This is a genomic window from Cryobacterium sp. PH31-O1, assembly GCF_030063455.1.
In the GTDB taxonomy this organism is placed as follows: domain Bacteria; phylum Actinomycetota; class Actinomycetes; order Actinomycetales; family Microbacteriaceae; genus Cryobacterium.
On the sequence record NZ_JASITB010000001.1, the window covers coordinates 445,074 to 471,235 of the forward strand.

The 26,162-nt window shown below is 65.0% G+C and carries 25 protein-coding genes; 12 read left to right on the top strand and 13 right to left on the bottom strand.

All coding sequences use genetic code 11. The features are described from left to right. The first annotated feature begins 58 nt into the window (after positions 1-58). Complete coding sequence (locus tag QMK31_RS02085) at positions 59-907, top strand: phosphotransferase family protein (RefSeq protein WP_283499280.1); 849 nt, start codon at positions 59-61, stop codon at positions 905-907. A 99-nt stretch (positions 908-1,006) separates the two neighbouring features. Here QMK31_RS02085 and QMK31_RS02090 read toward each other — a convergent pair whose 3' ends face one another. Next, entirely contained in the window at positions 1,007-1,567 is a 561-nt protein-coding gene (locus tag QMK31_RS02090) for a YceI family protein (protein ID WP_283499281.1), read from the bottom strand. Positions 1,568-1,762: 195 nt separating this feature from the next. Here QMK31_RS02090 and QMK31_RS02095 point away from each other — a divergent pair, with 195 nt between their 5' ends. From QMK31_RS02095 to QMK31_RS02120, 6 genes are all read left to right on the top strand, one after another. Continuing rightward, on the top strand, positions 1,763-2,560 hold the full coding sequence (locus QMK31_RS02095; protein ID WP_283499282.1) for an oxygenase MpaB family protein: 798 nt from the start codon (positions 1,763-1,765) through the stop codon (positions 2,558-2,560). Positions 2,561-2,567: 7 nt separating this feature from the next. Further along, a complete protein-coding gene (locus QMK31_RS02100) occupies positions 2,568-3,056 on the top strand; it encodes an Lrp/AsnC family transcriptional regulator (RefSeq protein ID WP_283499283.1) in 489 nt (162 codons plus the stop codon). Between the two features lie 109 nt (positions 3,057-3,165). Then, the gene (pdhA, locus tag QMK31_RS02105; RefSeq protein ID WP_283499284.1) at positions 3,166-4,320 is read left to right on the top strand and encodes a pyruvate dehydrogenase (acetyl-transferring) E1 component subunit alpha; all 1,155 of its coding nucleotides are present in this window, start codon (positions 3,166-3,168) and stop codon (positions 4,318-4,320) included. Beyond that, positions 4,317-5,336 (top strand): alpha-ketoacid dehydrogenase subunit beta, encoded by a 1,020-nt coding sequence (locus tag QMK31_RS02110; RefSeq protein ID WP_283499285.1) that lies wholly within the window; start codon positions 4,317-4,319, stop codon positions 5,334-5,336. Before pdhA ends, QMK31_RS02110 begins: the two co-directional genes overlap by 4 nt. Further along, positions 5,336-6,838: a dihydrolipoamide acetyltransferase family protein gene (locus tag QMK31_RS02115; RefSeq protein WP_283499286.1), complete on the top strand. Its 1,503-nt coding sequence runs from the start codon at positions 5,336-5,338 to the stop codon at positions 6,836-6,838. Before QMK31_RS02110 ends, QMK31_RS02115 begins: the two co-directional genes overlap by 1 nt. Before the next feature lie 400 nt (positions 6,839-7,238). Further along, on the top strand, positions 7,239-8,618 hold the full coding sequence (locus QMK31_RS02120; RefSeq protein WP_283499287.1) for a DUF2079 domain-containing protein: 1,380 nt from the start codon (positions 7,239-7,241) through the stop codon (positions 8,616-8,618). Between the two features lie 87 nt (positions 8,619-8,705). Here QMK31_RS02120 and QMK31_RS02125 read toward each other — a convergent pair whose 3' ends face one another. From QMK31_RS02125 to glgX, 6 genes are all read right to left on the bottom strand, one after another. Further along, positions 8,706-9,695, bottom strand: a complete 990-nt coding sequence (locus QMK31_RS02125; protein ID WP_283499288.1) for a hypothetical protein — start codon at positions 9,693-9,695, stop codon at positions 8,706-8,708. Positions 9,696-9,818: 123 nt separating this feature from the next. Then, entirely contained in the window at positions 9,819-10,571 is a 753-nt protein-coding gene (locus tag QMK31_RS02130) for an enoyl-CoA hydratase/isomerase family protein (protein ID WP_283499289.1), read from the bottom strand. Between the two features lie 72 nt (positions 10,572-10,643). Further along, positions 10,644-11,147: a hypothetical protein gene (locus QMK31_RS02135; RefSeq protein WP_283499290.1), complete on the bottom strand. Its 504-nt coding sequence runs from the start codon at positions 11,145-11,147 to the stop codon at positions 10,644-10,646. A 56-nt stretch (positions 11,148-11,203) separates the two neighbouring features. Beyond that, positions 11,204-12,970, bottom strand: a complete 1,767-nt coding sequence (gene treZ / locus QMK31_RS02140) for a malto-oligosyltrehalose trehalohydrolase (protein WP_283499291.1) — start codon at positions 12,968-12,970, stop codon at positions 11,204-11,206. Then, positions 12,967-15,372, bottom strand: a complete 2,406-nt coding sequence (gene treY, locus QMK31_RS02145; protein ID WP_283499801.1) for a malto-oligosyltrehalose synthase — start codon at positions 15,370-15,372, stop codon at positions 12,967-12,969. Before treY ends, treZ begins: the two co-directional genes overlap by 4 nt. A gap of 46 nt (positions 15,373-15,418) precedes the next feature. Further along, positions 15,419-17,605: a glycogen debranching protein GlgX gene (gene glgX / locus QMK31_RS02150; RefSeq protein ID WP_283499292.1), complete on the bottom strand. Its 2,187-nt coding sequence runs from the start codon at positions 17,603-17,605 to the stop codon at positions 15,419-15,421. 204 nt (positions 17,606-17,809) lie between these two features. Here glgX and QMK31_RS02155 point away from each other — a divergent pair, with 204 nt between their 5' ends. After that, positions 17,810-18,208, top strand: a complete 399-nt coding sequence (locus QMK31_RS02155) for a hypothetical protein (protein WP_283499293.1) — start codon at positions 17,810-17,812, stop codon at positions 18,206-18,208. 38 nt (positions 18,209-18,246) lie between these two features. Here QMK31_RS02155 and QMK31_RS02160 read toward each other — a convergent pair whose 3' ends face one another. The 3 genes from QMK31_RS02160 to QMK31_RS02170 form a co-directional block, all read right to left on the bottom strand. After that, positions 18,247-18,588 carry a TIGR02611 family protein gene (locus QMK31_RS02160; RefSeq protein WP_283499294.1) on the bottom strand — a complete coding sequence of 114 codons (342 nt, stop codon included), beginning with the start codon at positions 18,586-18,588 and terminating at the stop codon, positions 18,247-18,249. Positions 18,589-18,682: 94 nt separating this feature from the next. Continuing rightward, complete coding sequence (locus tag QMK31_RS02165; RefSeq protein ID WP_283499295.1) at positions 18,683-19,099, bottom strand: YchJ family protein; 417 nt, start codon at positions 19,097-19,099, stop codon at positions 18,683-18,685. Positions 19,100-19,139: 40 nt separating this feature from the next. Then, entirely contained in the window at positions 19,140-19,484 is a 345-nt protein-coding gene (locus tag QMK31_RS02170) for a histone-like nucleoid-structuring protein Lsr2 (RefSeq protein WP_283499296.1), read from the bottom strand. Positions 19,485-20,773: 1,289 nt separating this feature from the next. Here QMK31_RS02170 and QMK31_RS02175 point away from each other — a divergent pair. Continuing rightward, positions 20,774-21,283, top strand: a complete 510-nt coding sequence (locus tag QMK31_RS02175) for an IS30 family transposase (RefSeq protein WP_283499802.1) — start codon at positions 20,774-20,776, stop codon at positions 21,281-21,283. Between the two features lie 365 nt (positions 21,284-21,648). Here the strand turns inward: QMK31_RS02175 and QMK31_RS02180 are convergent, their stop codons facing one another. From QMK31_RS02180 to QMK31_RS02190, 3 genes are all read right to left on the bottom strand, one after another. After that, positions 21,649-22,524, bottom strand: coding sequence for an ABC transporter permease subunit (locus tag QMK31_RS02180; RefSeq protein ID WP_283499297.1), 876 nt, complete (start codon positions 22,522-22,524; stop codon positions 21,649-21,651). Further along, positions 22,521-23,447 (bottom strand): ABC transporter ATP-binding protein, encoded by a 927-nt coding sequence (locus QMK31_RS02185; protein WP_283499298.1) that lies wholly within the window; start codon positions 23,445-23,447, stop codon positions 22,521-22,523. The genes QMK31_RS02180 and QMK31_RS02185 overlap by 4 nt, the downstream gene beginning before the upstream one ends. 285 nt (positions 23,448-23,732) lie before the next feature. Then, the gene (locus QMK31_RS02190) at positions 23,733-24,482 is read right to left on the bottom strand and encodes a MerR family transcriptional regulator (protein ID WP_283499299.1); all 750 of its coding nucleotides are present in this window, start codon (positions 24,480-24,482) and stop codon (positions 23,733-23,735) included. 205 nt (positions 24,483-24,687) lie between these two features. On the opposite strand from QMK31_RS02190, the gene QMK31_RS02195 reads away from it, so the two are divergent. The 3 genes from QMK31_RS02195 (at position 24,688) to QMK31_RS02205 (ending at position 26,036) form a co-directional block, all read left to right on the top strand. Then, positions 24,688-25,242, top strand: coding sequence for a small multidrug efflux protein (locus QMK31_RS02195; protein ID WP_283499300.1), 555 nt, complete (start codon positions 24,688-24,690; stop codon positions 25,240-25,242). Positions 25,243-25,456: 214 nt separating this feature from the next. Beyond that, positions 25,457-25,858, top strand: coding sequence for a serine hydrolase domain-containing protein (locus QMK31_RS02200; protein WP_283499301.1), 402 nt, complete (start codon positions 25,457-25,459; stop codon positions 25,856-25,858). A 40-nt stretch (positions 25,859-25,898) separates the two neighbouring features. Next, positions 25,899-26,036, top strand: a complete 138-nt coding sequence (locus QMK31_RS02205; RefSeq protein WP_283499302.1) for a hypothetical protein — start codon at positions 25,899-25,901, stop codon at positions 26,034-26,036. Positions 26,037-26,162: the final 126 nt, after the last annotated feature.

The window sequence follows — 26,162 nt, forward strand, 5'->3', positions numbered from 1 at the left end:
ACGTGCTCACCTATAGGGGAATGCTGAACCCGCAGTCGCCAGCGCGTAGCTTTACCGCATGACTTCCGGCTCTATCTCCCCCGCCGTTCTGCAGTGGGCCGCCCGGCAGCTCGCCGTCACCGAGCTGCGCTGGGTGCGCACGCTGCCCGGCGGCACGCACGCCACAACGACCGTCATCGGAGCGTCGAATAGATCCGAGTTCGTACTGCGTCAATTTCCGCCCGGCGACGACGCCGTACGCCGTGAGATGCGCGTGCTCGCCAGTCTCGGCGGGCTCGGCGGGCTCGGCGCCCTGGCTCCGCAGTTACTCGCCGCCGACCCAGCCGGCACAGTTAACGGATGCCCGCTCATCGTCACGACACTGCTGCCGGGTCTGGCCTCGATCACCCCCGCAGACCCGCAGGACTTCGCGCGGCAACTCGGAGCGGCACTCGCGCGCATCCACTCGCTGCCGGTCAACCCGGAGCTTCCCGATCTGTTCACCGAACCGGCGGCTGATTCACCGCTTCACTCGGTGTGGCACGAGCTCACCAACGAACCCCGCGTGCTCACCCACAACGATTTCTGGTCGGGCAATACCGTCTGGCTGCGGGGCCGACTCACCGGAATCGTGGATTGGTCCGGCGCCGGGCTGGCACCGCGCGGCTACGACCTGGCCTGGTGTCGCCAGGACCTCGTTTTTCTCTATGACGTAACGGCCGCCGAGGAGTTCACCCTGGCCTATGACGAGGCATTCGGCTCCCCCGCTCCCCATGTCGCCCGCTGGGATTACTTCGCGGCGTTGAAGGCCTACCCGAGGGTCGAGACCTGGGCGCCCAACTACACAGATCTCGGTCGAGCAGACCTGGATGGCGGCGGGCTGCGCCGGCGTCTAACCGAATGGATGCTCCGACTCAACGCAGGCTAGTAGCGCGGCTGCAGGTCGGGGAACATCAAAAGTGTCTAAAGTCAAGCAGGGCCCGACCGAAGCCGTGCCCTGCTTGCCGTGCTGAAAAGAGAACGAACGTTACGCGTCGAGCGAGGCCTGAAGTTCGAGCGTGATGGTGACCTTGTCGCCGAGCAGCATGCCGCCGGTTTCGAGGGCTGCGTTGTAGGTAAGGCCGAAGTCTTCGCGGTTGACCTCGGTCTTGGCCGTGGCACCGAACTTGTAGTTGCCGTACGGGTCTGCGCCGAATCCGCCGAATTCGAGCTCGAAGGTTGCCGGCTTGGTGACGCCCTTGATGGTGATGTTGCCGTCGACGAGGTAGTCGCCCTTGACTTCACGAACACCGGTCGACGCGAAGTCGATGGTCGGGTAGGTCTCGGCGTCGAAGAAGTCCCCGGTGCGCAGGTGGCCGTCGCGGTTGGGCTCGTTGGTGTTAATCGACACGACCTTGGCGGAAGCCGTGACGCTCGCCTCGAGCGGGTTCTCGCCGGTAATGAAGGTGGCATCGAAATCATCGAAGGTGCCCTTGACCTTGCTGATGACGATGTGACGAATGCTGAAGCTCACGGAGCTGTGGGTCTTGTCGATGGTCCACGTTCCGGCCTTGTAGCCCGGGATGCTCGTTACGGTGGTCTCGCTCATAGAAGTTCTCCTCAAGTGTGTGGGCCCAAGAATTGTCGCCCTCGGATACATGCAAGCGCATAGAAGGCGGTCGTATTCCCCAAATCCCAAATATTCATCTACCCCTGTTCGGGCGTTAAGCCGGGGCCTAAAACTCAGCCTGACCGAATAGGCTCACCCTGTCACGGAGTTCTGCGTGTTTATTGGGAGGTAGCCGTGAGCTCACGTCGGGCACAGAACATGCAGGGCGTCGCCGGCGAAGGCGTCCTGATCGCCGCCGGAGGCCGCGCCATCCTGCTGCAGCTGGCGAATCCGGCCATCGGGCACGGCGTCGCCGACCACAGCCATTTCGCCGACAAGCCGCTCGACCGGTTGAATGGCACGCTGAGTTACGTCTATGCCACCGTGTTCGGAGATGCCGACCTGGCCGCCTCGATGGCCTCACGCGTCAACCACGCGCACGTCCCGGTGCACTCCACTGGCACCGCTCCCGAGTACAACGCTTTCACGCCCGAATTGCAGCTCTGGGTCGCCGCCACGCTGTACGAATCCGCCACCGACCTGCACGGCCGACTTTACGGCCCCCTCGACGACGAAACAGCCGATGCGGTCTACCGCGAGTACTCCCGCCTTGGCACCTCGCTGCAGGTTCCGCCGGAACTCTGGCCGGCCAACCGCAGCGCTTTCCGCCGCTATTGGAACGAGCAGCTCGCGCTTCTGACGACGGATGCCGCCACGCGCGCCGTCGCGCACGACCTGCTGCACTCACGCACCGCGCCGCTCTGGTATCGCGCCGCCCTGCCTCTGGCTCGCCTCATGACTGCCGGCCTGCTGCCCGCGCACGTACGGCTGCTGTTCGACCTGCCCTGGTCGGCGCGGCGCCAGCGACGCTTCGACCGGGTGTTAGGCGGCATCCGCTTGATTTATCCCCGCCTGCCACGCCGGCTGCGACACTGGCCGAAGAACCATTACCTGCGCGCCCTGCACGCTTCGGTGCCCGCGCCGGTAGTGTGAGAGTCCAATGACGCAGCCGCAGCCTCCCCACCCCGGACTCGACAGCACGGATCGCCAGATCATTGCCGAGCTCAGCCGCGACGGGCGACTCTCGATGCGTCAACTGGCCCTGCTGGTGCACATCTCCCGCACCGCCGCCCACACGCGGGTGCAGAAACTGATCAGCCACGGCGTGATCACCGGATTCGGCGCTCAGACCGACCGCAAGGCGCTCGGTCTCAACGTGTCTGCGCTCGTTGTCGTGAAGATCGGCGACGTCGCCTGGGGCGAGATCGCCGCCGAGCTGGCCCGTTTGCCCTTCGTCGAGAAGGCTCAGGCGGTGAGCGGTGATATCGACATCATCCTCACGGTGAGCGCTCCCGACCATGAGCAGCTCAGCCAGGCCATCCTGCGCGATATCCACACCATGCCGGGAGTGATCTCCACCCGCTCGCACCTAATTCTCGACGAGATCATCGGCCACGCCCCCGGCGCCACTCCGGACGCCTGGCACTGATTCGCGCCTTCCCTGCGCCGTTTGGCCGCCGTCTGGCAATTGCTCGGCCAAACGTTCACAACTACGAAAAAGCTCCGCCGCGCTGACCAAAAGAGCGCACCATTGGCTCATGAGCCTCAATGTCGAGAGCACGCCGCTGACGGCCGTGCTGGCACCCCCACCCCTTCGTTTGATCGACGACACCGGTCACGCGGTTGCCGAAAGCGAGAGCGGCGGCTTCACGTTGCCAGCCCTTGACACCCTGCTCGGTCTCTACCGACAGATGGTCATCGCCCGCCGATTCGACGTGCAGGTCACGGCCCTCACGCGGCAGGGGCGACTCGCCACCTACCCCTCCGCCCTCGGCCAGGAGGCCTGCGAGATCGCCGCGGTCGCAGCGCTCGCCCCGCAGGACTGGCTGTTTCCCACTTACCGCGACAGCATCGCGCTGCTCACCCGGGGCGTCGAGCCGAAAGATATCCTCGCCGCCTTCCGTGGCGACTGGCACAGTGGCTACGACTATCCCAAGCATCGGATCGCCCCGCAGGCCACGCCGCTGGCCACCCAGGCGCTGCATGCCGTTGGCTTGGCCACGGCCTCAAAGCTCAAACGCGACGACACCGTGGCGCTCACCCTGCTCGGCGACGGGGCCACAAGCGAGGGCGACGCCCACGAGGCGTTCAACTTCGCCGCTGTGTGGCAGGCTCCCGTCGTGTTTGTCGTGCAAAACAACCAATTCGCAATCAGCGTGCCGCTCGACAAGCAGATGGCCTGCCGCACCATCGCCGACAAGGCGATCGGGTACGGCATGCCCGGCTACTACGTCGACGGCAACGACGTCGCCGCCATGTACGCCGTCATCTCCGCCGCCATGGACCGCGCCCGCAGCGGTGGCGGTCCCACTCTGATCGAAGGCCTCACCTACCGCATCGAGGCCCACACCAACTCGGATGACCCCACCCGCTACCGCAAGACCGCCGACGTAGACCTGTGGCGCAGCCGCGACCCGATCGAGCGCCTGGAGAAATATCTTCGAGCGCAGGGCGCCCTCTCCGACGAGATGCGCGATCGTATCGCGGCCGCGGCCGAGGAACTCGCCGCGACCACCCGCGACTGCATGACCGAGCAGGCGGTCGTGGATCCGCTCGAGCTGTTCGAGCACGTCTACTCCACCGCCCGGACATCCCTAGCCGAACAGCGCGCCTTCCTGGCGGCCGAAATCGACGGCGATGCCGCGGCATCCGCTACGCTCACCGGCACGAACACCGAAGAGAGCACCCGATGAGCCCGCAGCAGACCCTCGCCACCGGCACGGCGGTGCGCGCGCCGGAAAGCCTCACGATGGCCGCCGCCCTCAACGCGGCGATTCGCGATGCGATGGTTGACGACCCGACGGTCGTTTTGTTCGGCGAAGACGTCGGACCGCTCGGCGGAGTGTTCCGGGTGACCGACGGGCTCTACGCCGAATTCGGCGAAACCCGGGTGAGCGATTCCCCGCTGGCCGAAGCCGGGATCGTGGGAACCGCGATCGGCATGGCCATGTACGGTCTCCGTCCCGTGGTCGAGATGCAGTTCGACGCGTTCAGCTACCCGGCGTTCCAGCAGATCGTGTCGCACGTGGCAAAGATGCGCAACCGCACACGCGGCAAGATTCCGCTGCCGATCGTCATCCGCATTCCCTACGCCGGCGATATCGGCGGGGTCGAGCACCACTCCGATTCCTCGGAGGCATACTGGACGGCGACGCCCGGACTCACCGTGGTGAGCCCGTCCAACCCGGCCGACGCCTATTCCATGCTGCGCGAAGCCATTGCCAGTGACGACCCGGTCATTTTCATGGAACCCAAGAGCCGGTACTGGAGCAAGGCTTCGCTCGCCCTGCCGGTGCAGACCGAGCCGCTGAACCGCGCCGTCGTGCTGCGCGAGGGCACCGACGTCACGCTCATCGCCTACGGGCCGACCGTGAAAACTGCCCTCGCTACCGCCGAACAGGCCGCCATCGAGGGACTCTCGATCGAGGTCATCGACCTGCGGTCGCTCTCCCCGTTTGATGACGAGACCGTGGGGGCATCCGTGCAGAAGACCGGCCGGGCCGCCATCGTGCACGAGGCCGCGCAGTTCGGCGGCTACGGCGCTGAGGTTGCCGCCCGCCTGACCGAGCGCAACTTCTTTTACCTGGCCGCGCCCATTCTGCGCATCACCGGCTTCGACATCCCGTACCCGTCGCCCAAACTCGAGGAGTACTTCTTGCCAACCCCCGACCGCATTCTTGCCGCGCTCTCCACCTGGGAGTGGTCCTGATGAGCCGCGATTTTCTGCTGCCCGACCTTGGCGAGGGCCTGACCGAAGCGGAGATCGTGGCCTGGCTGGTCGCTCCCGGCGACACCATCGTCATCGACCAGGCCGTGGTCGAGGTCGAATCGGCCAAATCGATCGTGGAGCTGCCCTCGCCCTACGGCGGCGTCGTGGCGAGCCTGTTCGGTGAGCCGGGGCAGGTCATCCACGCCGGGCAGGTGCTGCTGACCGTAGCCGATTCTGCTTCGGACGACGCTCCACCCGCTCTCGTTGGCGTACCGGCCACCGCAGCGACTTCCACTGCTGCTTCCGCTTCCGCTTCCGCTTCCGCCGACACTGACACCGACACCGACACCGACACTGACACTGCCACTGCCACTGCCCCGACCGAGGGCTCCGGCGCCGTTCTGGTGGGTTATGGCACGACCGAGAGCACCCGGCCGGCGAGAAAGGTGACCGCCGGACGTTTCGGTACCCCGCGGGCAGCGGATGCTCCAGCACCGCCCGCACCACCGCCGGTCCCTGTTGCGCGCGCCGAGCGCCCCGCCGAGGCGGCGGCATCCGCTTCTACCGCAATCGATTCGTCCAACACGGTCAACCCGATCCGCCGCTCCCCCGTCGTGTCTCCGATCGTGCGCCGACTGGCGCGCGAGAACGGATTCGACGCGAGCACCCTAGCCGGCAGCGGCAGGGAAGGACTCGTGGTGCGCAGTGATGTCGAGGATCATATTCGCGATCTCAGCGCGCCGGCTGCGGCTCCGGAGCCGGCTCCGTCAACGACCACCGCACCGGATGCGCCCAGCGCCTCCGACCGCAGCGCCGACATCCGCATCCCCATTTCCGGCCTGCGCAAGGTCGTCTCCCAGCGGCTGAGCACATCGCGGCGGGAGATTCCCGAAGCTACGATCTGGCTCGATGTCGACGCAACCGCGCTGTTCGCGGCCCGCGACCAGCTGCTCGCGGCGACCGGTGAGCGGTTCAGCGTGACGGCTCTGATCGCCCGTTTCGTGGTGGCCGGTTTGCGGCTGTACCCGGTACTCAACTCCTCCGTGGACACCGCGAGCCAGGAGATCCTGCAGCACGGGGCGGTGAACCTCGGCATCGCCGCCCAAACCTCACGCGGACTGATGGTGCCCGTCATCCACGGAGCACACGCTATGAGCACCCGCCAGTTGCGCGATTCGATCGCTGCCCTGGTGGCGCAGTCTCCCGACGGCACTTTCGCGCCGAGCGCGCTCACCGGGGGAACGTTCACCCTGAATAATTTTGGGTCGCTCGGCGTCGACGGTTCGGCGGCGATCATCAACCATCCCGAAGCGGCGATCCTCGGAATCGGGCGCATGATCGAACGGCCCTGGGTGGTGGATCACGAACTCGCGGTGCGCACCGTCGTCGAGTTGTCGATGGTGTTTGACCACCGGGTCTGCGACGGCGGAACCGCCGCGGGATTCCTCACCTATGTGGCCCGTTGCATCGAGAGCCCGGTCAGCCTTCTGGCCGAACTCTAAAAGCCTGCCGGGCAGAATAAACACCTTCGCACGGAGGATGCGAAGGTGTTTGGGTCCTTGACGGTGTCGGGGGACGCCGCGAGGATGATCGGGTTAGCCGTCGGTGGCCTAAATGTGAGCGGCGGGCAACGGCGTGCGAACCGGGCCGACGCGCACACTGGTGTGGTCGCATCCGGAGCATTTGAGCAGGTAGACGGGGAGCGAGTTGCGCTCGGCGTGGGCCGGATTCGGGCTCAGTCGGGCTTGAGAACGGCAGAAGGGGCAAGTGAGTGTCATGCGATCTCCCAGTGTGCCGTTGTTGGTGGCACGCTCTCAGTGTGCACCGACACCGGTCGGCGAAACAGGGCCAAAGGTCCTGTACTGCTACAGGATTGCCCGCACCCTGCGTTAGCGTGGTTCGATGAGAGGATTTCGCGGCGGGCAGCTATGGCCTCTTTTGCTGCCGGCGGGGGTCGGACTGGTGACGACCGCGCTGTACTCCGTTTTCTCGGCCCTGCAGTGGCGCAGTTTCGCCGCTCCCTCGTGGGACCTCGGCATCTTCACGCAGCTCGCCCGGCAGTACGCCGTTCTCGAGGCGCCGATCGTCACGATCAAGGGCGAGGGTTTCAATCTGCTCGGTGACCACTTTCATCCGCTGCTGGCGGTGCTCGGGCCGGTGTTCGCGGTGTTTCCGCACGCTTTCACCCTTCTGGTGGTGCAGAACGCGCTGTTCGGTCTCGCCGCTGCCGCCCTGACCTATGGGGCCATTCGGCTGCTCGGGCCTTCCACCGGCACGCTGTTCGGGCTTGCCTTCGCCTTCAGCTGGGGACTGCAGGGTGCAGTCGAAGCGCAGTTCCATGAGATCGCCTTCGCGGTACCGCTGCTGGCGCTATCGCTGACCGCCTTTCTTCAGCACAGGTGGGTGGCCTGCCTGCTGTGGGCGATGCCGCTCGTGTTCGTGAAGGAAGACCTCGGACTCACCGTGGCAGCCTTGGGCCTTGTGCTGGCCGTGCGCAGCCGGCAGCCGCTCGGAGTGTGGCTGGCCGTCTGGGGTGTCGGCTGGTTCGCCTTGGCCACCCTGGTGATTCTGCCGCTACTCAACCCGAACGGGGCGTGGGCCTATTCCAGCAGCATCGACCTGCTGGGTATTCTGACCGACCCGGCCCGGCTGCTGCAGCCGCAAAAGGGTGTCACCCTCCTCCTGCTGATCGTGGCGGGCGGGTTGATCGCGCTGCGGTCGCCGCTCGCGCTCGTGCTGTTACCAACGCTCGCCTGGCGGTTTCTGTCGGACAATTCCGGCTATTGGGGTTACACCTGGCAGTACAGCGCGGTGCTTATGCCGATCGTGTTCGCCGCTGCCCTCGACGGCATTGCACTCGCGCGCAGCAGCCGGCGGCGCTGGCTGCGCGGTTACGGGCGGCAGGCGGCATCCGTCTCGATCATCGCCGCTCTGGTGCTCGCCACGACGCTGCCGCTGTTCAAACTGACGGATGTCCCCGCCCATTTCAGTGCCCACCGCGGCTCTGCCGCTGCGGCCGCGCTGCGAATCGTACCCGACGGTGCCTCGGTCGAATCCGACATCGGTCTGATGAACTATCTCGTGGAACGAACCGAGGTCTACTGGCTCGGCAACCAGAATCCCCGGCCGGACTACCTCGTGATCGACCTCGAGGCCGGCGGTCTGCCCGCTGAGTGGACGTCGGCCCAGGTCGTGGCGGCGGCGCTGCATCCCGGCGTCGAATTCACAACGATCTACGCCGCCGGCGGCTACGAGGTAGCTCGCCACACCGCCACCCCCTGACGCCCCCATTTTTGCGGACGGGGCCCGGGCCCCGTCCACGGGCCCAGGTTAGAAACTGGGCCCCGGGTCATAAGGCGGGCCCGGGCGCTAGTGCGCCGACGAGTTCGCTGCACTCAGGGCGTTCAACAGGGTGGCGGCGGCTTGCGGCTCGTCCACCGTCACGGCGAACTGGTTGCCCCGGCGCAGATTGACCATCAGTGCCGGCCCGCCACGCATCACCACGGCCGTGCGCCCGCTCGTTAGACGATAGCCCCAGCCGCCCAACTGCAGCGGATTCACCGTGTCACCAAACGCCGACTCCACCTGGTCGAGCGACACCTGCTTCAAACGGATGCCCAGCAGCCGCGACACCACGCGCAGCCCGCGTCTGTCGACCGTCACCCGAACCTGCACAAAGGCGAGTGTCATCACCAGGATCAGCCCAACGATCGCTACCGGTACGACGCGCGCGGCGGCCGACTGTGCGGCATCGCCTCGCAACGCGAACACACCGACGGCGCCGCCCAGACCGATAAGTCCGCCGATGGCAGCTATGACCGGGCTCGTCACCAGTCTGCTCCAGGTGGCGGTCGGGTCCGTCTCGATGGTCTCGTCACGGGGGTCTGCGGGTTCCGGTGCCGTCCGCGGCGCCACCCATTTCTGGGCGAGAAAAAATGGAAGCGCGCCATAACCGCAGGCAACAAAGGTGAACAGCACCCAGGCGCCCATCTCGGGTTCCCCGTCACCAGCGGCGACAGTGAGGCCGGCCGTGGTCAGCCACAAGCACGAGGACAGCCCGGCCGCGAAGCCGAGTCCGAGGTAAACCTGGCGTCGATTCGGCGCGCCGCGCTCACGGAGCCAATAGGTAGCAATGCTCGCAGCCCCGAGGCTCACCACGACGGCAATCACGGCCATCGCCCAGGTGGGCATCGTCGAGCTCACCGCGCCGTCACGCCCCCATTGGCGTGGCAGCACGCTGGGCACCCGATCCAGCCAGAGCAGCCCGGTGACGACGACCGCCATGAACGGCAGCCATAGAGTCAGGGCTGCGGCACGATCGCGCGGGCGTGTGGGCGCCGAGCTGTTCACCAGTGTCATGATGCCCCCCGTTCACGTGCGCTCCGACGGGTCCGCCCGCACCCACCTCAACTAATCACAAACCTGATCCAACCACAAACCTGGTCTGACACAATGGCTTGACGCCCACGCAGCTGAACCGGCTCAACGCTTGCGCCGGGCGAGAAAAGCATCCATTCGGGTGAACTTGGCCTCGGATTCGAACAAAATCGCCTGGGCCGTGTTGTCGACGAGCGGATGCGCCGCCCGCGGGGCGTGGAAGACTTCCTTTGCCAGACGGGTCGCGAGGGCATCCTGCGCGCCGATGCGGTCGGCCAGTGCGTGCGCGGCGGCGAGCAGGTCGTCAGGATCGTGCACCTCGGTGACCAGGTGCACGGCGAGGCACTCGGAGGCGCTCAGAATGCGTCCGGCGAGGATGATCTCCTTGGCCACCGGCTCTCCGACGAGCTCGGCCAGGCGCCAGAGCGCGCCGGCGGCTGGCAGGATGCCGAGGGCCGTCTCTGGGTTGCCGAGCCGCGCGCTTGTCGACGCGATGCGGAAGTCGGCCGCGTAGGCGAGTTCGGCGCCGCCGCCGAGCGCCCAGCCGTCGATCGCGGCGATGACGGGCATGGGAAGTTTCGCAATGCGCGAGAACAGCGCGGAGTTGATGCCGAGCAGTGCATCGTCCCGGCGGCGTTCCCGCAGCTGGGCGATATCTGCGCCGGAGGCGAAGACGCCGTTCGCCCCGCTGATGATGAGGATGCGCGGCTGCTGCTCGAGCTCGGCGCAGACCGCGTGCAGTTCATCGATCATGGTCTGGTCGATCGCGTTGCGCACATCGGGACGGTTGAGCTCAACGTGCACCCGGTCGGCGCGGCGATCGATCGTGAGGGTGGTCGGGGTGGGGTTCAGGGTCATGGTGGGACGTCTCCGTTGAGGTCGGGCGGGGCAAGGTGGCGGTAGAGGGCGGTGTGGTCGGCCGCAGGCAGGTCAGGCTTCGGAGGCAGGGCCAGCGGCGGCATCCGGCGCGCCGACCGGGAAGACGCGTTTATAGCTGCGACCGTCAGGCAACGTCACGGTGCGGCTAACCAGGGTGCCGCGACGCACCTGCAGGTAGATGGCCTGGGCGCTCACTCCGCGGGCGGCCGCAGCCTCGGCGACCGACAGGCCAGGCAGGTCGGTTGGCACGCTACTCGGTCGAACTGATCGCTTGCGCCCCGCTTCCAGGCGGGCGCTGATCTCCTCGTCGGTACCGCCCCAACGCCATTTGGCTGCCGGAGCCTTGAGACCGGTCGCCGCGGCGATCTCGTCCCACGACACCTTTGCCGAGACGGCATCGCGAACGGCCATGAGCGTCGCCGGGTCCTGCTCGAGCGCGGTCTGCAGCGAGCGGATGGCGCGCAGCCGTTCCAGGGGCGAGCCGCCGACATCCACTTGCAAGGACAGCAGCCGCTGGAGCGCGGCGGTCGTCGTCGCCGACAGAAACAAATCCACAGGTGCATCCTCACCGGCCGCGAGTGCAGCGTTCAGCCCCATCTTGCCAGACAGGATCAGGCGAGCACGACGACCGAGTGCGGTGCCAACAGCAGAACATTGGGCAGACGACCCTGCACGGCTTCGCCGCCCGTGGCGAAGGACCCGACGACGTCGCCCCGCCCGGCCGGGATCTGCGCCGACTGGGCACCGAGATTGATGAGGATCTTGGTGCTGCCACGGTGCAGCCGCACCCAGCCGGCTCCCTCATCGAACTCGACCGCGATCTGGTCGAAGCGGGGGTCGGTGAAGTCCGGGTGTGCGCGGCGCAGCGCGACGAGCTCACGGTAGAAACCGAGCAGTCGCGCGTGCTCGGGCTCGGCGGCTTCGCTCCAATTGAGTTTTGAACGCTCAAAGGTCTGCGTGTCCTGCGGATCGGGCACCTGCACCGGATCCCAGCCCATGCGGGCGAATTCTTTGACACGGCCGGTCGCAGTGGCGGTACCGAGCTCGGGTTCGGGATGCGAGGTGAAGAACTGCCACGGCGTGGTGGCACCCCATTCTTCGCCCATGAACAGCATCGGCGTGTACGGGCCGAGCAGGGTCAACGCCGCCGCAATCGCCAACTGTCCGGTGTCGAGCTGGGTGCTGAGCCGGTCGCCAATGGCACGATTGCCGATCTGATCGTGGTTTTGGGAGGCGACGACGAGCCGCCAGGTGGGCATCCGCTCGAGGTCGATGCGTCGACCGTGGGTGCGCTCACGAAAACTCGAATAGGTGCCGTCGTGGAAGAACCCGTGGGTGAGTACCTTCGCGAGAGCGTCGAGGGGCTCGAAATCGGCGTAGTAACCGGTGGTTTCGCCGGTGAGAGCAACGTGCACAGCGTGGTGGAAGTCGTCACTCCACTGCGCGTCGAGGCCGTAGCCGTTGGCCTCGCGCGGCGTCACGAGCCGGGGGTCATTGAGGTCAGATTCGGCGATCAGGGTGCGCGGGCGCCCGGTCTCCGCGCTCAGCACGGCGACCTCGACGGCGAGCTGCTCGAGCAGGTGGGTGGCGCTCGCGTCGCGCAGCGCGTGCACAGCATCGAGACGCAGGCCATCCACGTGGTAGTCGCCGAGCCACATCAGCGCGTTGTCGAGAATGTAGCGACGCACCGGGTCGGAATGCGGCCCGTCGAGGTTGAGCGAGGAACCCCAGGTGTTGCCGGCGGCCTCACTCAGGTACGGCCCGAACTGTGGCAGGTAGTTACCGCTGGGCCCGAGGTGGTTGTACACGACGTCCTGGATGACGCCGATGCCGCGCTGATGGCAGGCATCGACGAAGTCCTGGTACGCGGCCGGGCCGCCGTAGCCCTCGTGCACGGCATACCAGAGCACGCCATCGTAACCCCAGTTGTGGGTGCCGTTGAAGGCGTTCACCGGTAACAGCTCCACGAAGTCGACGCCGATCGATTGCAGATGGTCGAGCCGGCCTGCGGCCGCTTCGAGGGTGCCCTCCGGGGTGAACGTTCCCAGGTGCAGCTCGTAGATGACGGCACCGGCCAGCTGGCGGCCAGTGAAGCCCTCGTCGCGCCAGACGTGGGCCGAGGCGTCGAAGGTACGGGAAAGGGCGTGCACTCCGGCGGGCTGGCGCCGGGACCGCGGGTCAGCAAACGGTCCGCGCCCGTCAACGATGAACCCGTAATCGACATCGAAAGTCGACTCACCGGCACCGTCGGGGCGAGCGGATGCCGGCAGCTCCCACCACCCGTCATCGCGCGCCGCGAGGTCGAGCCGGTTGCGGCCGAGCTGCAGCTGCACGTCGTGTGCGTCGGGCGCCCAAACGGCGAACTTCTGTTCGTTCATGCGTGTCGTCCTGTAGGAGTGTGGGTGAAGGTTGGATTTTCTTCGGCGGGGACCAGCAACGCCACCGGGTAGCGCGCGAGCAGGTCGGCGACGCAAAGGTTCGGACCATCGAAACTTTCCCGGGTCAGCACGTCGATGTAGCCGCGTTTGGCGACGCCGATCGTCGTGTCTCCCCAGCCGCCGCCGGCCAGCAGCCCGATCGGCAGCCGGGTGGCCACGGTGATCGCTCCCCCGCGATCGAACGCCACGGCGTGGCCAGCGGCTGCTCCGAAAACGGGCACGGGGGCGTAGCGGGTGAAGAGCCCTGCCCGGTCACGGCGTAACCGCAGTGCCCGGGAAGTAACCAGCAATTTGGCGGCGCCGGTCTCGTCGACCGGAGGGAGCCATCCGCTGTCGATGCGGGCGAGCAGCCCTCGACGCCGTTCGAAGTCGACCGGGCGTCGGTTGTCGGGGTCGACGAGCGAGGTTTCCCACAGCTCGCTGCCCTGATACACGTCGGGAACGCCCGGCATGGTCAGCTGCAACAGTTTGAGGGAGAGGGAATTGCTCCAGCCGGCCGGCTGCACCAGAGAGACCAGGCGGTTGACCAGGTCGCGGGTGGGGCCCGGCTCGGTGGCGGCCGTGACGAGGTCGTCGAGATTTGTTTCAAATTCGGTGTTCTGACTCGTCCAGGTGGTGGAAGTGCCGGCCTCACGTGCCGCCTTGAGTGCGTAGGCCGCCAGCCGGTCCCGGCCAGCCGGCCAGGCACCGATGACCGCCTGCCAGAGCAGGTTCTCGAAGGGCGCATCACCGAGCGGATGCGCCGCCCGCAGCTGTTCCAGGGTTGCCTCCCACTCGGTGGGAATCTCGGCGAGAACCGAGATTCGCGCTCGCACGTCTTCGCCTCGCTTGGTGTCATGGGTCGACAGTGTCGTCATGGAGTGAGGAAAACCGGCCTGGCGGGTGCGCTGACGGTCGTGGAACTCGGCAACCGAGACGGCGAACTCGTCGGGATCAGCGCCGACCTCATTGAGCGAGGTGAGCCGGCTGAACCGGTAGTACGCGCGGTCCTCGACGCCCTTGGCCATCACCATGCCCGACGTCTGTTGAAAGCGCACCGCGGCCGGATGCCCCTGGTCGCCGAGAAGGGGCAGCAGCCGGTCGAGCTCAGCCGCAAGGTCTGGGCGGTGGGCGGCCGAGTGGCGGGCCGCCTCCTGTAGGTTTTCCACCCCCAACGGCAGGTAGGAGCGGTAGACCGGAAACCAGGCCAGCAGCTCGGAGAGGGCGGCGACGGTGGTGTCGGTGTGGGCCGATGTATCGGGCTCATCGCCGTTCGGTACCAGACGGGCGATGCGCCGTACTTCGGAGTGCAGTATGCCGTCGGTCACGTCCCGTTTGTTGCGATAGACCAGCTGCGCCCAGGTGACAGCCGGGTCGCCGTTCAGGTGCGATTCGAGGGCATCGAGGGTGTCTCGGCCGACCGGATCGACGAGCACCCGGTCGACGTCGGCGAGGGCGTCATATCCGGTCGTGCCGGCGGTCGCCCAGCTCGTTGGCAGTTGCTCAGGCCCCTCCAGAATCTTTTCCACCAGCACATAGGCACCGTTCGTGGCCAGGCGCAGTGCTTCGAGATAACCGGCCGGATCGGCGAGGCCGTCGGGATGATCGACCCGCAGCCCCTGCACAAGGCCCTCCCGCACCCAGCGCAGAATCTCGCGGTGCGACTCCTCGAACACCCACGGCACCTCGACCCGGATGCCAGCCAGGCTGTTCACCGCAAAGAATCGGCGATAGTTCAACTCGGCGTCGGCCCGACGCCAGTTCACCAACTCATAGTGCTGACGCTCGTGCACCTCGGCCGGGCTCGCGCCGTCGTCGGCGGTTCCGGCAGCTATGGGAAAGCGGTTATCAAAATAACGCAACTCCCCGTCGACGAGTTCCAGCCGGTCGACCTCGCGAAGCCCGGCACCGTGTTCAGAATCATCGCCCTCAGCATCGCCGCCCGTATCATCGCCAAGGATGGGAAGGCGAATTTTTCCGTGGCCGAAGGCCCAGTCCACGTCGAAGGCCTCGGCATAGCGCGACTGCTGGCCGTTTTTCAGCAGGTCCCACCACCAGGAGTTATGCCGGGGCGTCGCGACGCCCACGTGGTTGGGCACGATGTCCACGAGCACGCCCCTCCCGGCGCGGTGCGCCGCCGTAGCGAGCCGGGCGAGCGCCTCCGCGCCGCCGCGTGCGGGATCGACAAGGGAGTGGTCCACGACGTCGTACCCGTGATCAGATCCGCCTTCGGCCTGCAGCAGCGGCGAGAGGTAGATCCAGTCTCCGCCGAGATCGTGAAGGTAGCCGACGATGCTCGCGGCCGCATCGAGGTCGAAGCCCGCCGTGATCTGCAGGCGGTAAGTGGACAGCGGCACGGCAATAGGCCCCGTCGCCGACGGATTTGTGTCTAGGGTCACCGGTCGGTCCTCAGCTGAGTCCGGGCAGTGTAATCAGGCCCGTGGCGTTAGCCAGTGAGGCCGCGACGGAGTGATCTGGCGCGACTTCGGGTTCGTGATAGGCACGCAGGACCACGAGGGAACGGCCAGCCACAATCTGGATGGCTCCCGCCGGACGAGCGATGGCATCCGCCCCTTCGCCAGCCGTGTCGACGACGATCTCCCAGGCTGGGGCGTATTCGTCCGGGGGCAGGGTGAAGTCGACGTCGCCGGCATCCGCGTTGAACAACAGCAGAAAATTGACGTCGACGACTTCCTGACCCCGCACGTCGCGCTCGCGAATACCGCTGCCATTGAGAAACTTCGCTACCGCCCTGGCGTGGTTCTGATCCCAGTCATCCGACACCATCGGTTCACCATCGGTGTTGAGCCAGACGATGTCGGGCAACGATTCGCCGGCCACCCGCTCCACCGGGCGCCCGTCGAAGAACCGGCTGCGTCGAAACGTTGGGTGCTCGCGGCGCAAGCGGGAAACAGCGGCCGTGAATTCGATCAGCGGCCCATCGGCGTCGTCCCAGTGCACCCAGGTCAGTTCGGAATCCTGCGCGTAGGTATTGTTGTTGCCGAGCTGGGTACGCCCCAACTCGTCGCCGTGCAGCAGCATCGGCACCCCTTGCGACAGGAGCAGGGTGGCGATGAAGTTGCGTGCCTGCCGGGCGCGCAGACCCCGAATCTCGGGGTCGTCCGTGGGTCCTTCGACGCCGGAGTTCCACGACCGGTTGTGGGACTCACCGTCGTTGTTGTCTTCGCCGTTGGCGTCGTTGTGTTTTTCGTTGTACGAGACGAGATCGGCGATGGTGAAGCCGTCGTGGGCGGTGACGAAGTTGATCGAGGCCATCGGGCGGCGGCCGGAGTGTTCATACAGGTCGGCGGATCCGGCAACCCGGGAGGCGAATTCCCCGAGGGTGGACGGTTCGCCACGCCAGAAGTCACGCACGGTGTCGCGGTACTTGCCGTTCCATTCCGACCACTGGGACGGAAAATTACCCACCTGGTAGCCGCCGGGACCGACGTCCCACGGCTCGGCGATGAGCTTGACCTGCGAGACGATCGGGTCTTGCTGCACGAGCTCGAAGAAGGTCGAGAGCTTGTCGACGTCGTACAGGTCGCGCGCCAGGGCGCTGGCCAGGTCGAACCGAAAGCCGTCGACGTGCATCTCGAGCACCCAGTAGCGCAGCGAATCCATGATGAGCTGGAGTACGTGCGGGTGTCGCACGTTGAGCGTGTTTCCGGTGCCCGTGTAGTCCATGTAGTAGCGCTTGTCGTCGTCCATGAGACGGTAGTAGGCCTCGTTGTCGATGCCCTTGAACGACAGGGTCGGCCCCATATGGTTGCCCTCAGCGGTGTGGTTGTAGACCACATCGAGAATGACTTCGATGCCCGCAGCGTGCAGGCCGCGCACCATGCCCTTGAATTCCTGCACCTGCTGGCCGAGGTCGCCGGTGGAGGAATACGCGTTGTGCGGCGCGAAAAAACCGATCGTGTTGTAGCCCCAATAGTTGTTGAGGCCCTGCTCAACGAGGGTGCCGTCGTTGACGAACTGGTGCACTGGCATCAGTTCGATGGCGGTCACGCCGAGCTTTTGCAGGTGATCGATGACGGACGGATGCGCCAGACCGGCGTAGGTGCCACGCTGCGTTTCGGGCACCAACTCCTGCAGTTGGGTGAGACCCTTGACGTGCGCTTCGTAGATGAACGACTCGCCGTATGGCGTGCGCAGCGTCCGGTCGCCGGTCCAGTCGAAAAACGGGTTGACGACCACGCCAAGCATCATGTGTGCAGCTGAGTCCTCGTCGTTCGGCGAGTCGGGGTCGTCGAAGTCGTAGGAGAACAACGATGGGTCCCAGTCGATGGCTCCGGTCGTCGCCTTGGCATAGGGGTCGAGCAGCAGCTTGTTCGGGTTGAGCCGGTTGCCGGCCACGGGGTTGTAGTCGCCGTATACCCGATAGCCGTAGCGCTGGCCCGGCTGCACGAGCGGCAGATAACAGTGCCAGATAAAGGCGGATGACTCGCGCACTTCGACGCGTGTTTCACCGCCGTCTTCGTCGATGAGACACAACTCGACGCGGTGAGCGGCTTCGCTGAACAGGGCGAAATTGGTTCCGCTCCCGTCGAACGTTGCGCCGAGGGGATAGGCGGTTCCGGGCCAGGTTTCCATGAGACTCCTTGAAAAGAAGGTGGGACACGGTCATTGCGTGAGCAGCGACAAGGCGCCGCGCCCACGGGCGACCGAGTCGCGCTTGGAGAATACGCTACAGGCATCCGCCGACATATCCGGTCATCGTGCCCGACCCGCAAGAAAGCCCGGCCCTGCAAGAATGGATGGGGTGCCATCGGCGGCGCCACGACGACGGGAGTCCCCATGACAGAATCTGAGCTGGTTAGCCACTGGGTCAAGGCGCGTGCGCACATCATCGCGTCCCAGGCCGCCCCGACCTTTCTGCTGACGGCCGTCGTCGGCTTTCTCGCTCTCGGCCTCCCGAACGCCGACCTGACGGTGCGCATTGCAGCGGCCGGTATTTTGCTGGCATCGGGAATCTTCGGCGCACTCGCGCAGATTGCCGCCGCGAATGAGGGGCTCGCCGTCATCGCCGACCTGCGCGCCTTGGAGGCACCAGCCTCGCTCACCGGGTGCATCATTGCCATGGCTCCGTGGGTGAACGTGGTGCGTTACGTCACGCCGGCGATCTTCGTGATCGTCTACGTCGCCCTGCTGGCGTCGCTCTTCTTCAGCGCCCCTGACCTACACTTTGGCCGCTGAAGACGCGGCTGAACCGGCGGTACCCGCCATACCCGGCGTCAGGCGGAACTCGACACCCGGCGCTCGCGGCGACCTTGCCACCAGGACCACGCCCGCGTCACGATGCGTTTGAGGAACGCACCTACCCGACGGGCGGAGGCGAACTCCGTTCCGAGTACGGCGAGGCCCAGAAAAACGATGAGCCAGCCCGGACCCGGCAGGGGAATCAGAACAACGCCGATCACGATGATGATCGTGCCGAGCAGTCCAACGCCGAGCCGATAAGCAAACAGCAGGCAGGGGTGCCCGTCGACCCAGGTACGAGCACGACGAAGAACACGACGCACCGGATGCCGCGGATCGTTTCCGCTGGCCATATCCCGGGACAGGTGCTCAGACATGTCACTTAACCTAAGCCAATTCTCTGGGAGGTCACCCCTGCGCCCAACGGTCTCGACCGGGGCGACGATCACCTCGCCCTCTCCCACCGACGAATTACACAGCCATAGACTGTTCGGCCGAATTATCCGGCCCGGCATCCAGGTAATACCAACGGTGGTCAGTTTTGAGAAAGCGGCTGACTTCATGCTGCTGTGCTGCGATACCGTTTTCACGATAGTGGGCGATGAATTCCACGACACCTTCCTTATCGAGTAGACCGCCGCGTTCGGTGCGCACGATATCCAGCCGACGCCACGATATCCCCTCATCCAACTCGAGCCGCTTGGGCCTGGTGAACGGATGCCACGAATTCAGCAGATATTTGGTGTCACCGCAGGCAAAGGCACTATAACGCGATCGCATAAGCCACTCGGCCGTGGACGGCAGGGCAGCGCCGCTATGGAAGCGTGCGCAGCATGCCAAATAGATGTCCCCGCTCAGGCAGGGACACCGTTGATCTTTTCTATTCATGGCTGCGGCGCCGTGCTCAAAGCGCTGGTGCGGCGAAGCTCTACTTGGCCTGAGCCTTCGCGTACGCCTCGCGTACGGTTCCCGCGATGCGCCCGCGATCGGACACCTGGATGCCGTTGGCGGCGGCCCACGCCCGGATTGCCTGCAGCTCGGCGCGGTCCGAACCGGCCGAACTGGAAGCGCGCGGCTTGGCGGGAACATAGCCCACACGCCGTGACACGGTTGTATACGGCTTCAAGGCCGCGCGAAATTCGGCGAGGTTCTCTGCGGACAAATCGATCTCGTAGGAGTCTCCGTCAAACGCATAGGAAACTGTTGCTCCGGAGCCATTCTCGATAACGGTGCCGTCAAGATCATCCAGCAGTTGAACCGTGGTCTTCTTCATTCTGAGATTCTCCAATGGGGTGTCGAATACATTCGGGATGGATACATTCGTGTGTGGCATGAACCACTAACGAATTATCGCTGGCCAAACCCTATTTGCGATACCCGCCACGCGGTATTTCTTTTGCCTTGACCATTCCGGCACGGGCTTGCAGCGCGGCGCCGCTCCATTCGCGGATCTCTCGACCGTTTCGCAGCATCCGCAGAAAAGGAAATATCGGAAAGAAATATATACCAGAAAGAGGCATAAAAAAGTAACCCCGACAATGTCGGGGTTACTTCGTATTCTGTGGATCCGAGGGGATTCGAACCCCTGACGCCCAGTAGTTCTCAGCGGGTTCGAGATTCGTCTATTCTGAGTCGTCGATTCGACTTTCCTTGGACGAAGTACTGGTCAATTAATCTTTTCCAAAACCGAATCTTCTTCTTGCGGTCATCGACCGCATCTCCATTGGGCAATTTAGACCACCTTCGAGGTCGCTGAAGTGTCGAATAGGTGTCGACCACTCAGCAGCGTTGCTGCGTTCGCAATCCGCAAGTTCAGTTGCGATCGCCATCGCTACCTGGCTCGATCGAGAAGCTTGCCAGAGCCGACGTTTCGCCTTGTATTTCCGGATGGAAGGTCTCGCTGTCAGCGCTCTTCGAAAATTAGACCAGTAACGCTCTGGCAGGTTCTAGTCAACGTTCTAACTCTGACTGATCCTGCGAGGCTAGCAGTGTCTGGAAGAGCTCGGCCGGGGGGCGGTCACCGTGCACCTCGTCGACGACGGACGCCTACTCCGTGAGATCGTCGACCTCGGACCCGTCTGCACCTACCACTGCAATGGCAACAAACGCGGCCGGCCACGGAAGCGCCCACAGACCCCGGTGGAACGCCCAAAAGATAAACTGTCAGACATGCCCTGACTACGAAGTGTCAGGGAAGTCCCCGGACCATACAGAATAGACACACAACAGTGGCCTACTTTTCGAAGAGCGACAGTTTCAAGCGGTCAATGCAACGGTGTAGCCATTCGGCCTCCTAATGTGCTTTCTGGGAGGAATGAAAATGGGACGGAAACCAAAGCCACCGGAGCAACGGATGGCATTCTTTACGGCACATGCGTCGGGAACGTCACTGCGAAAATCTGCAGCGCTGGCCGGAACATCCAAGGCCACCGCGTGTCTGTGGCTCAAACAATCGGGTGGTGTGCGGCCACGGGCGACGAAACCGCAGTCGGCGTTGCGGTTATCGCTCGATGAGCGTGAAAGCATCTCGCGCGGACTCGCCGCCCATCCGGCCTCGTTCCGCTGAAAGATCGCCCAGCTGAGGCTGACGATCGACAGACACCGGGGCACTGGGCGGGCGACATGATCGTGGGCCGCTACAGCGCCTCTCACATCGTGACTCTGGTCGAACGGCATAGCCGTCTGCTGATCGCCATACCGCTACCACTTGGGGCCAAGAGTGAACGGGTGATCGCGGCGCTCATCGACGTCTTCAACAAGCTGCCCGAGCCCCTTCGGCGAACGTCGACCTGGGACCGCGGCACCGAGATGGTCCGCCACGCTGACTTCACCGCGGCCACCGGGGTTCCCGTCTTCTTCTGCGAGGCATACTCACCCTGGCAGCGCGGCACCAACGAAAACACCAACGGACTGCTCCGACAGTACCTGCCCAAGAGCACGGATCTTAACCTGACCAGCGCGACCCGCCTCGAGGAGATCGTGACCGAGCTCAACGACCGACCACGCAGAGCCTTGAAGTGGCAGACTCCTCATGAGGTCTACAACGCCGCCGTTCTTGCATCGACCGCTTGAAACTGTCAGCGCCCACGGACTACTTTTCAAAGAGCGTCGACACAATTCATCGCTCTGTCCACGGGACCCGGTCAAGGCCAGGGCGATGATCGCCGATTCGAGGTGCATAGCCGGCTGAGTACTCCCTCGCATTCCGCAGTTACCGATACACCACCACGGCGGGGCTGTGCGGATTCCTCCGAATGATGATCCGCCCACACCGCTACTCCTAGCGTCGCGGGAATGGATTTCATCATTGAGCTCTGCATCTAGGCGGTCGCTTCACCGTGGCCGAGCCTCACCACCTTCGCGGTAGTGGTACGCCACGGGTTTTCCCGACTACCCCCAGCGAAATCGTGCTCGGCGGCGCCGCGTCCGCGGAGGTGTCATGCGTCGCGGCGTTTGAGAAGCGTCGCGGCGACGGCGAGCAGCGCGATCACCCATGCGAGGAGCAGGAATCCTGCCTGCCAGGGTTCGAGCACCCAGAGTTCTGCTGGCGCCTGTTCCATCGGCATGCCGGGAGCGATGAGTTCCCACCGACCGGGATGGCTGAAGAGGGCTTTGCCCAACTCCGTAGGCAGCAGTGCCTGAACGTTCTGAATCCACACCTGCGACGAGCCTAGGGTCAACAGTCCAAAGGCGATCGGTGCCGCGAGCAGTAGTCCGAGCGCCACCGCGATGCCGCCGGCCGTGCTGCGGAGAATCGCACCGATCTCGAAGGCGATGAGACCTGTCAGCACGAGGTAAAGCACGACTCCCAGCTGCGCGCGCCAGTAGAGCGGGTCGCCCAGGTCGATGTCGATGCCGGTACCGGACAGCACTGCCACCGAGAGGGGGATGGCGATCGCGACGGCGACGGCGCTCACCGCGAAGGTCGCCACGGCGAAGACGAGCGCCTTGCCGAGCAGCGCGGGCAGGCGCCTGGGCACGGATGTCAGTGTCGTGCTGATCATTCCTGATCCGTATTCACCGGCTATGAAGAGCACGGCAAGAACGCTTACGATCAGGCCGGTGAAATCGGTGCTCACAGTGGTCGCGAACACTCCCAGAGCCTGTACGCCTTCGGGTTCGAGTTCCTCATTGTTGTATCCGTGCGAGGACGACATTTGCGCGCCCAGACCGACGGTGACCGCGACCAGCATCCCGTACAGCCACCACGTTGAGCGAATGCTGCGAAGCTTCACCCATTCCGACCACAGGATGCCGCCGAACCCAAGATCGTGACCCGAGGGCGTGAAGACCTTCGTGGCAGTGGAGCTCATCGGTTCTCCCCTGCACGTGACTGTGTCGTCTGGTATTCGACTTCGCTACGGGTCAACGACATATAGGCATCTTCGAGCGAGCCCGCGATCGGGGTGAGCTCGTAAACAGCGATGCCCGCTCCGGCGGCCAACTCCGCGATCCGCCGTGCGGAGATACCCGCCACCGACAGCAGGTCGGGCTCGGCGCTTGTCATGGCACCGCCCTCCGCTGTGAGGATCGCCGTGAGACGCACCACCTCGGGTGAGCGGACCCGCACGATGTCACCACCGGCCCTCGCGAGGATGTCGCCCACGGGGGCATCCGCGATGACCCTCCCACGCCCGAGAACGATGATGTGGTCGGCGGTCTGCGCCATCTCGCTCATCAGGTGTGAGGAGAGAAACACTGTGCGCCCCTCGGCGGCGAGACTGCGCAAGAACACACGCACCCAGGCGACACCCTCGGGGTCGAGACCGTTCACCGGTTCGTCGAGGATGAGGGTGGCCGGGTTGCCGAGCAGCGCCACGGCGAGGCCGAGTCGCTGGCCCATGCCGAGTGAGAAGCCGCCCACGCGTTTGCGCGCTACTGATTCGAGACCGGTCATGCCGATAACCTCGTCGACCCGTTTCGTGCCGATGCGGTGCGTCGTCGCTATGGTCAGCAGATGGTTGCGGGCACTTCGGCCGGCATGCACCGCCTTGGCGTCGAGCAACGCCCCGACTTGGTGCCGCGGGGCGCGGTGCTCGGCGTACGGTTTGCCGTTCACCGTCACCGACCCACTCGAGGGGCGGTCGAAACCCACGATCATCCGCATGGTCGTGGATTTGCCGGCGCCGTTCGGCCCGAGGAATCCGGTCACCAGGCCTGGGCGCGCGGTGAAGCTGATGGCGTCGACGGCGGTCTTGGCGCCATAACGCTTAGTCAGAGAGTGGGCTTCAATCAAAAGAGGAGCTCCATGTCCTTGTGCTTCAGAAACGGCAGGTCAAATGGCCCCCCGTCAGTTGCCGACCAACGCCGACGATCTCGAGTGAACTCTATGTGCCTAGGACACAGTCAAACTGACGAGTTGCGAGGACCGTCGCGACGCGGATGACAGCGAAATTCGTTGCAGTGTCTTGGCCCCGTGCCACGCAGGTGACCTTTCATTCGGGAGTCAGGCGGGTGGCAACCAGAGCCTCAACGTCACGAGAGCGGCGGGGTCATCGCGTTCGAGTGGCGTCGAATCTGTTTAACCATCTGAAGTCGGGCTGTCGCTCTCAGCGGCCAGCTCGGTCGCGATGACGCTCGCGCGTGCGATGACGTCGAGCTGGGACTCGCTGAACAGTTCCACGGCGGTCTCGAGAAGTGTCTCCTGAGCAACCCGCGAACCCTTGGGAAGATGCGCCTTCGGGTCCAGCAGCCATCGATAGTCGACGAGGTTTTGAGCGAGCTGCGGGGCGAGCGCCTCGGCGAGCTCTCGCCGGGTGGCGTCATCAGCGTCGGGAGGCAGCGCATCGAATTCGACGCCGGCATCCTCCGCCTCCGCCTCGACCATCTTTTGCATGTCGGCCATCGCCGACTCGTCGTAGAGCTGCGACATCACGAGCATGAGGGCACGCTCCGAGCTGGACAACCGGCCGGCAAGGTGTTCGAATCCTGACGGCACATCGGTGGCTGTAGTGCCGTCCAGGATCGCCCGGATCTCGGCGCGAGCACGCGTAAGTCGCTTGATGCTCGCAGCCAGGTCAGCGTCAACCGCCAGCAGAGCCGTCGCCGGTGTCTCTCCGCCGAAATCCATCGACTCGATCTGCGCGAGGGGCACGTCGAGGTCGCGAAGCCGACGTATCTGCAGCAGCCTCACCAGATGGCGAGGCCCGTACTGCTTGTACCCATTGGATGTTCGTTCGGGCTGTTCGAGCATGCCCGCCTGGTGGTAATGCCTCACCGTGTTCACCGTCGTGCCGGCGAGTTCCGCCACCTCGCGCGTGCTCCACGTCATCACAGACTCCGATCGTTCGCCGGCGGCCGGCAGCATCGGCTGCGCTCGTGATCACCATTGAAAACTATGTTCCCGCCACAGGGTCAAGGTTCCGCTGGGTTGTCGAGCTCGCTTGACCCTGTGGCAAGAACATGGTCTTTGCTAAAGCTATCTCACGCGTCGGCCGAACGGTCGGCCCGGATCGGGATCCCCAGAGAGGTTCAACATGGACACCTACGAGTGGCTTCGGAGCTTGATCGAGCAGGTTCCCGACATCCTCCAACCCGTGATCGTCGCCGTTGCCGGCGCGATCCCATATATCGAGGGCGAAGGTGCTGCAGCCTTCGGCATTATCGCGGGTATCAACCCCGTGGTAGCCGCAATCGCAGGCGCGACCGGCAACATCCTGTGCGTCTTCGGCGTGGTCTTTTTGGGATCCCGGATCCGCGAAGGCGTCGTCACGCGGCGTGCGGCGAAGCCCGCATTAGTCGCTGCCGGCGGGCATGAGCTGCCCGCAGACGAGCCTGACACGCTCGACGCGAAGCCGAACGGACGCTCGAAGGGCCGGGCCCGCCTCCGTCGCTGGATGGTCCGGTTCGGAGTCCCCGGCGCCAGCATCCTCGCCCCTCTCGCCCTCCCCACGATGCTAACGGCCGCGTTTTTCGTCAGCACAGGCGTCTCGAAAGGCTGGGTCATGCTGTGGCAGATCGTGGCGATTGTGCTCTGGACGAGTGTCATCGCGATCGCAGCGTCCGGCATCCTCGGGCTCCTCGGCTTGTGAGCGACAAACCGGAACGGTGTTCCTCTCAATTTGGGAGGGACGATGCCCGGCTCACCCCCACGCAGCGCAAACACTTGACCCTGTGCTGAGCACATACCTTCTCATTGAGAAATCATGAAACTCTCACACACCATCGCCGCGGCATCCGCGCTGGTCTTCGCCCTATCCGGCCTTCCGTCTGGGGCCACGCCACACACGACACCCCCGCGACCCAGTGCGCGCTGCTCTCGCGCACACCATGGCCGTCGACGCATGGCCCGCAGGCTTAGTCGCCGTTCGCGCCTCCAACGAGAAGGGTCGCACCTACGCTTCCGGGGTGATCGAGCTCGGCATGCCGGACAAGGTGCGGGCCGATAGCCAGATCAGGATCGGGAGCAATACCAAATCCTTCACCGCCGCACTCGTGATGCAACTGGTCGGCGAGGGCGCAATCTCTCTCGACGCAGATGTCGAGACGTACCTTCCGGGAGTCGTCCGGCACCCCCAGGTAAGTGGACACGACATCACCGTCCGTCAGTTACTGCAGCACACGAGTGGGCTGCCCGACATGGACGGCGGCATCAGCGACCACCTGCTGGAAGGGTGCCGCCTATGGGCTGGCGCTCATCTCCTTTGAGCTTTCCTGCGGGGCGACCGCGTGGGGCCACGGCGGCGACGTGCCCGGCACCGTCAGCCGGGTGGCAGCGACTGAGGACGGCCGCGCCGCCGCCATTGCGGTCGCTCAGAACCTCACGTCGGTAGAAGCGGATGCCCGTCTCCGCGGCATGATCGACACCGCCATCTGCTCGATCTAGACCAGACTTCCGAACCTCAGTCGAAGTCAGGCGTGCAGGCAGTCGGTGACACTCGATCGGAAGGCAAGAGCACATCATGAAAACCGGTCGCACCTCAGGCGAAGCCACGCTGATGAGCTCTGGAGA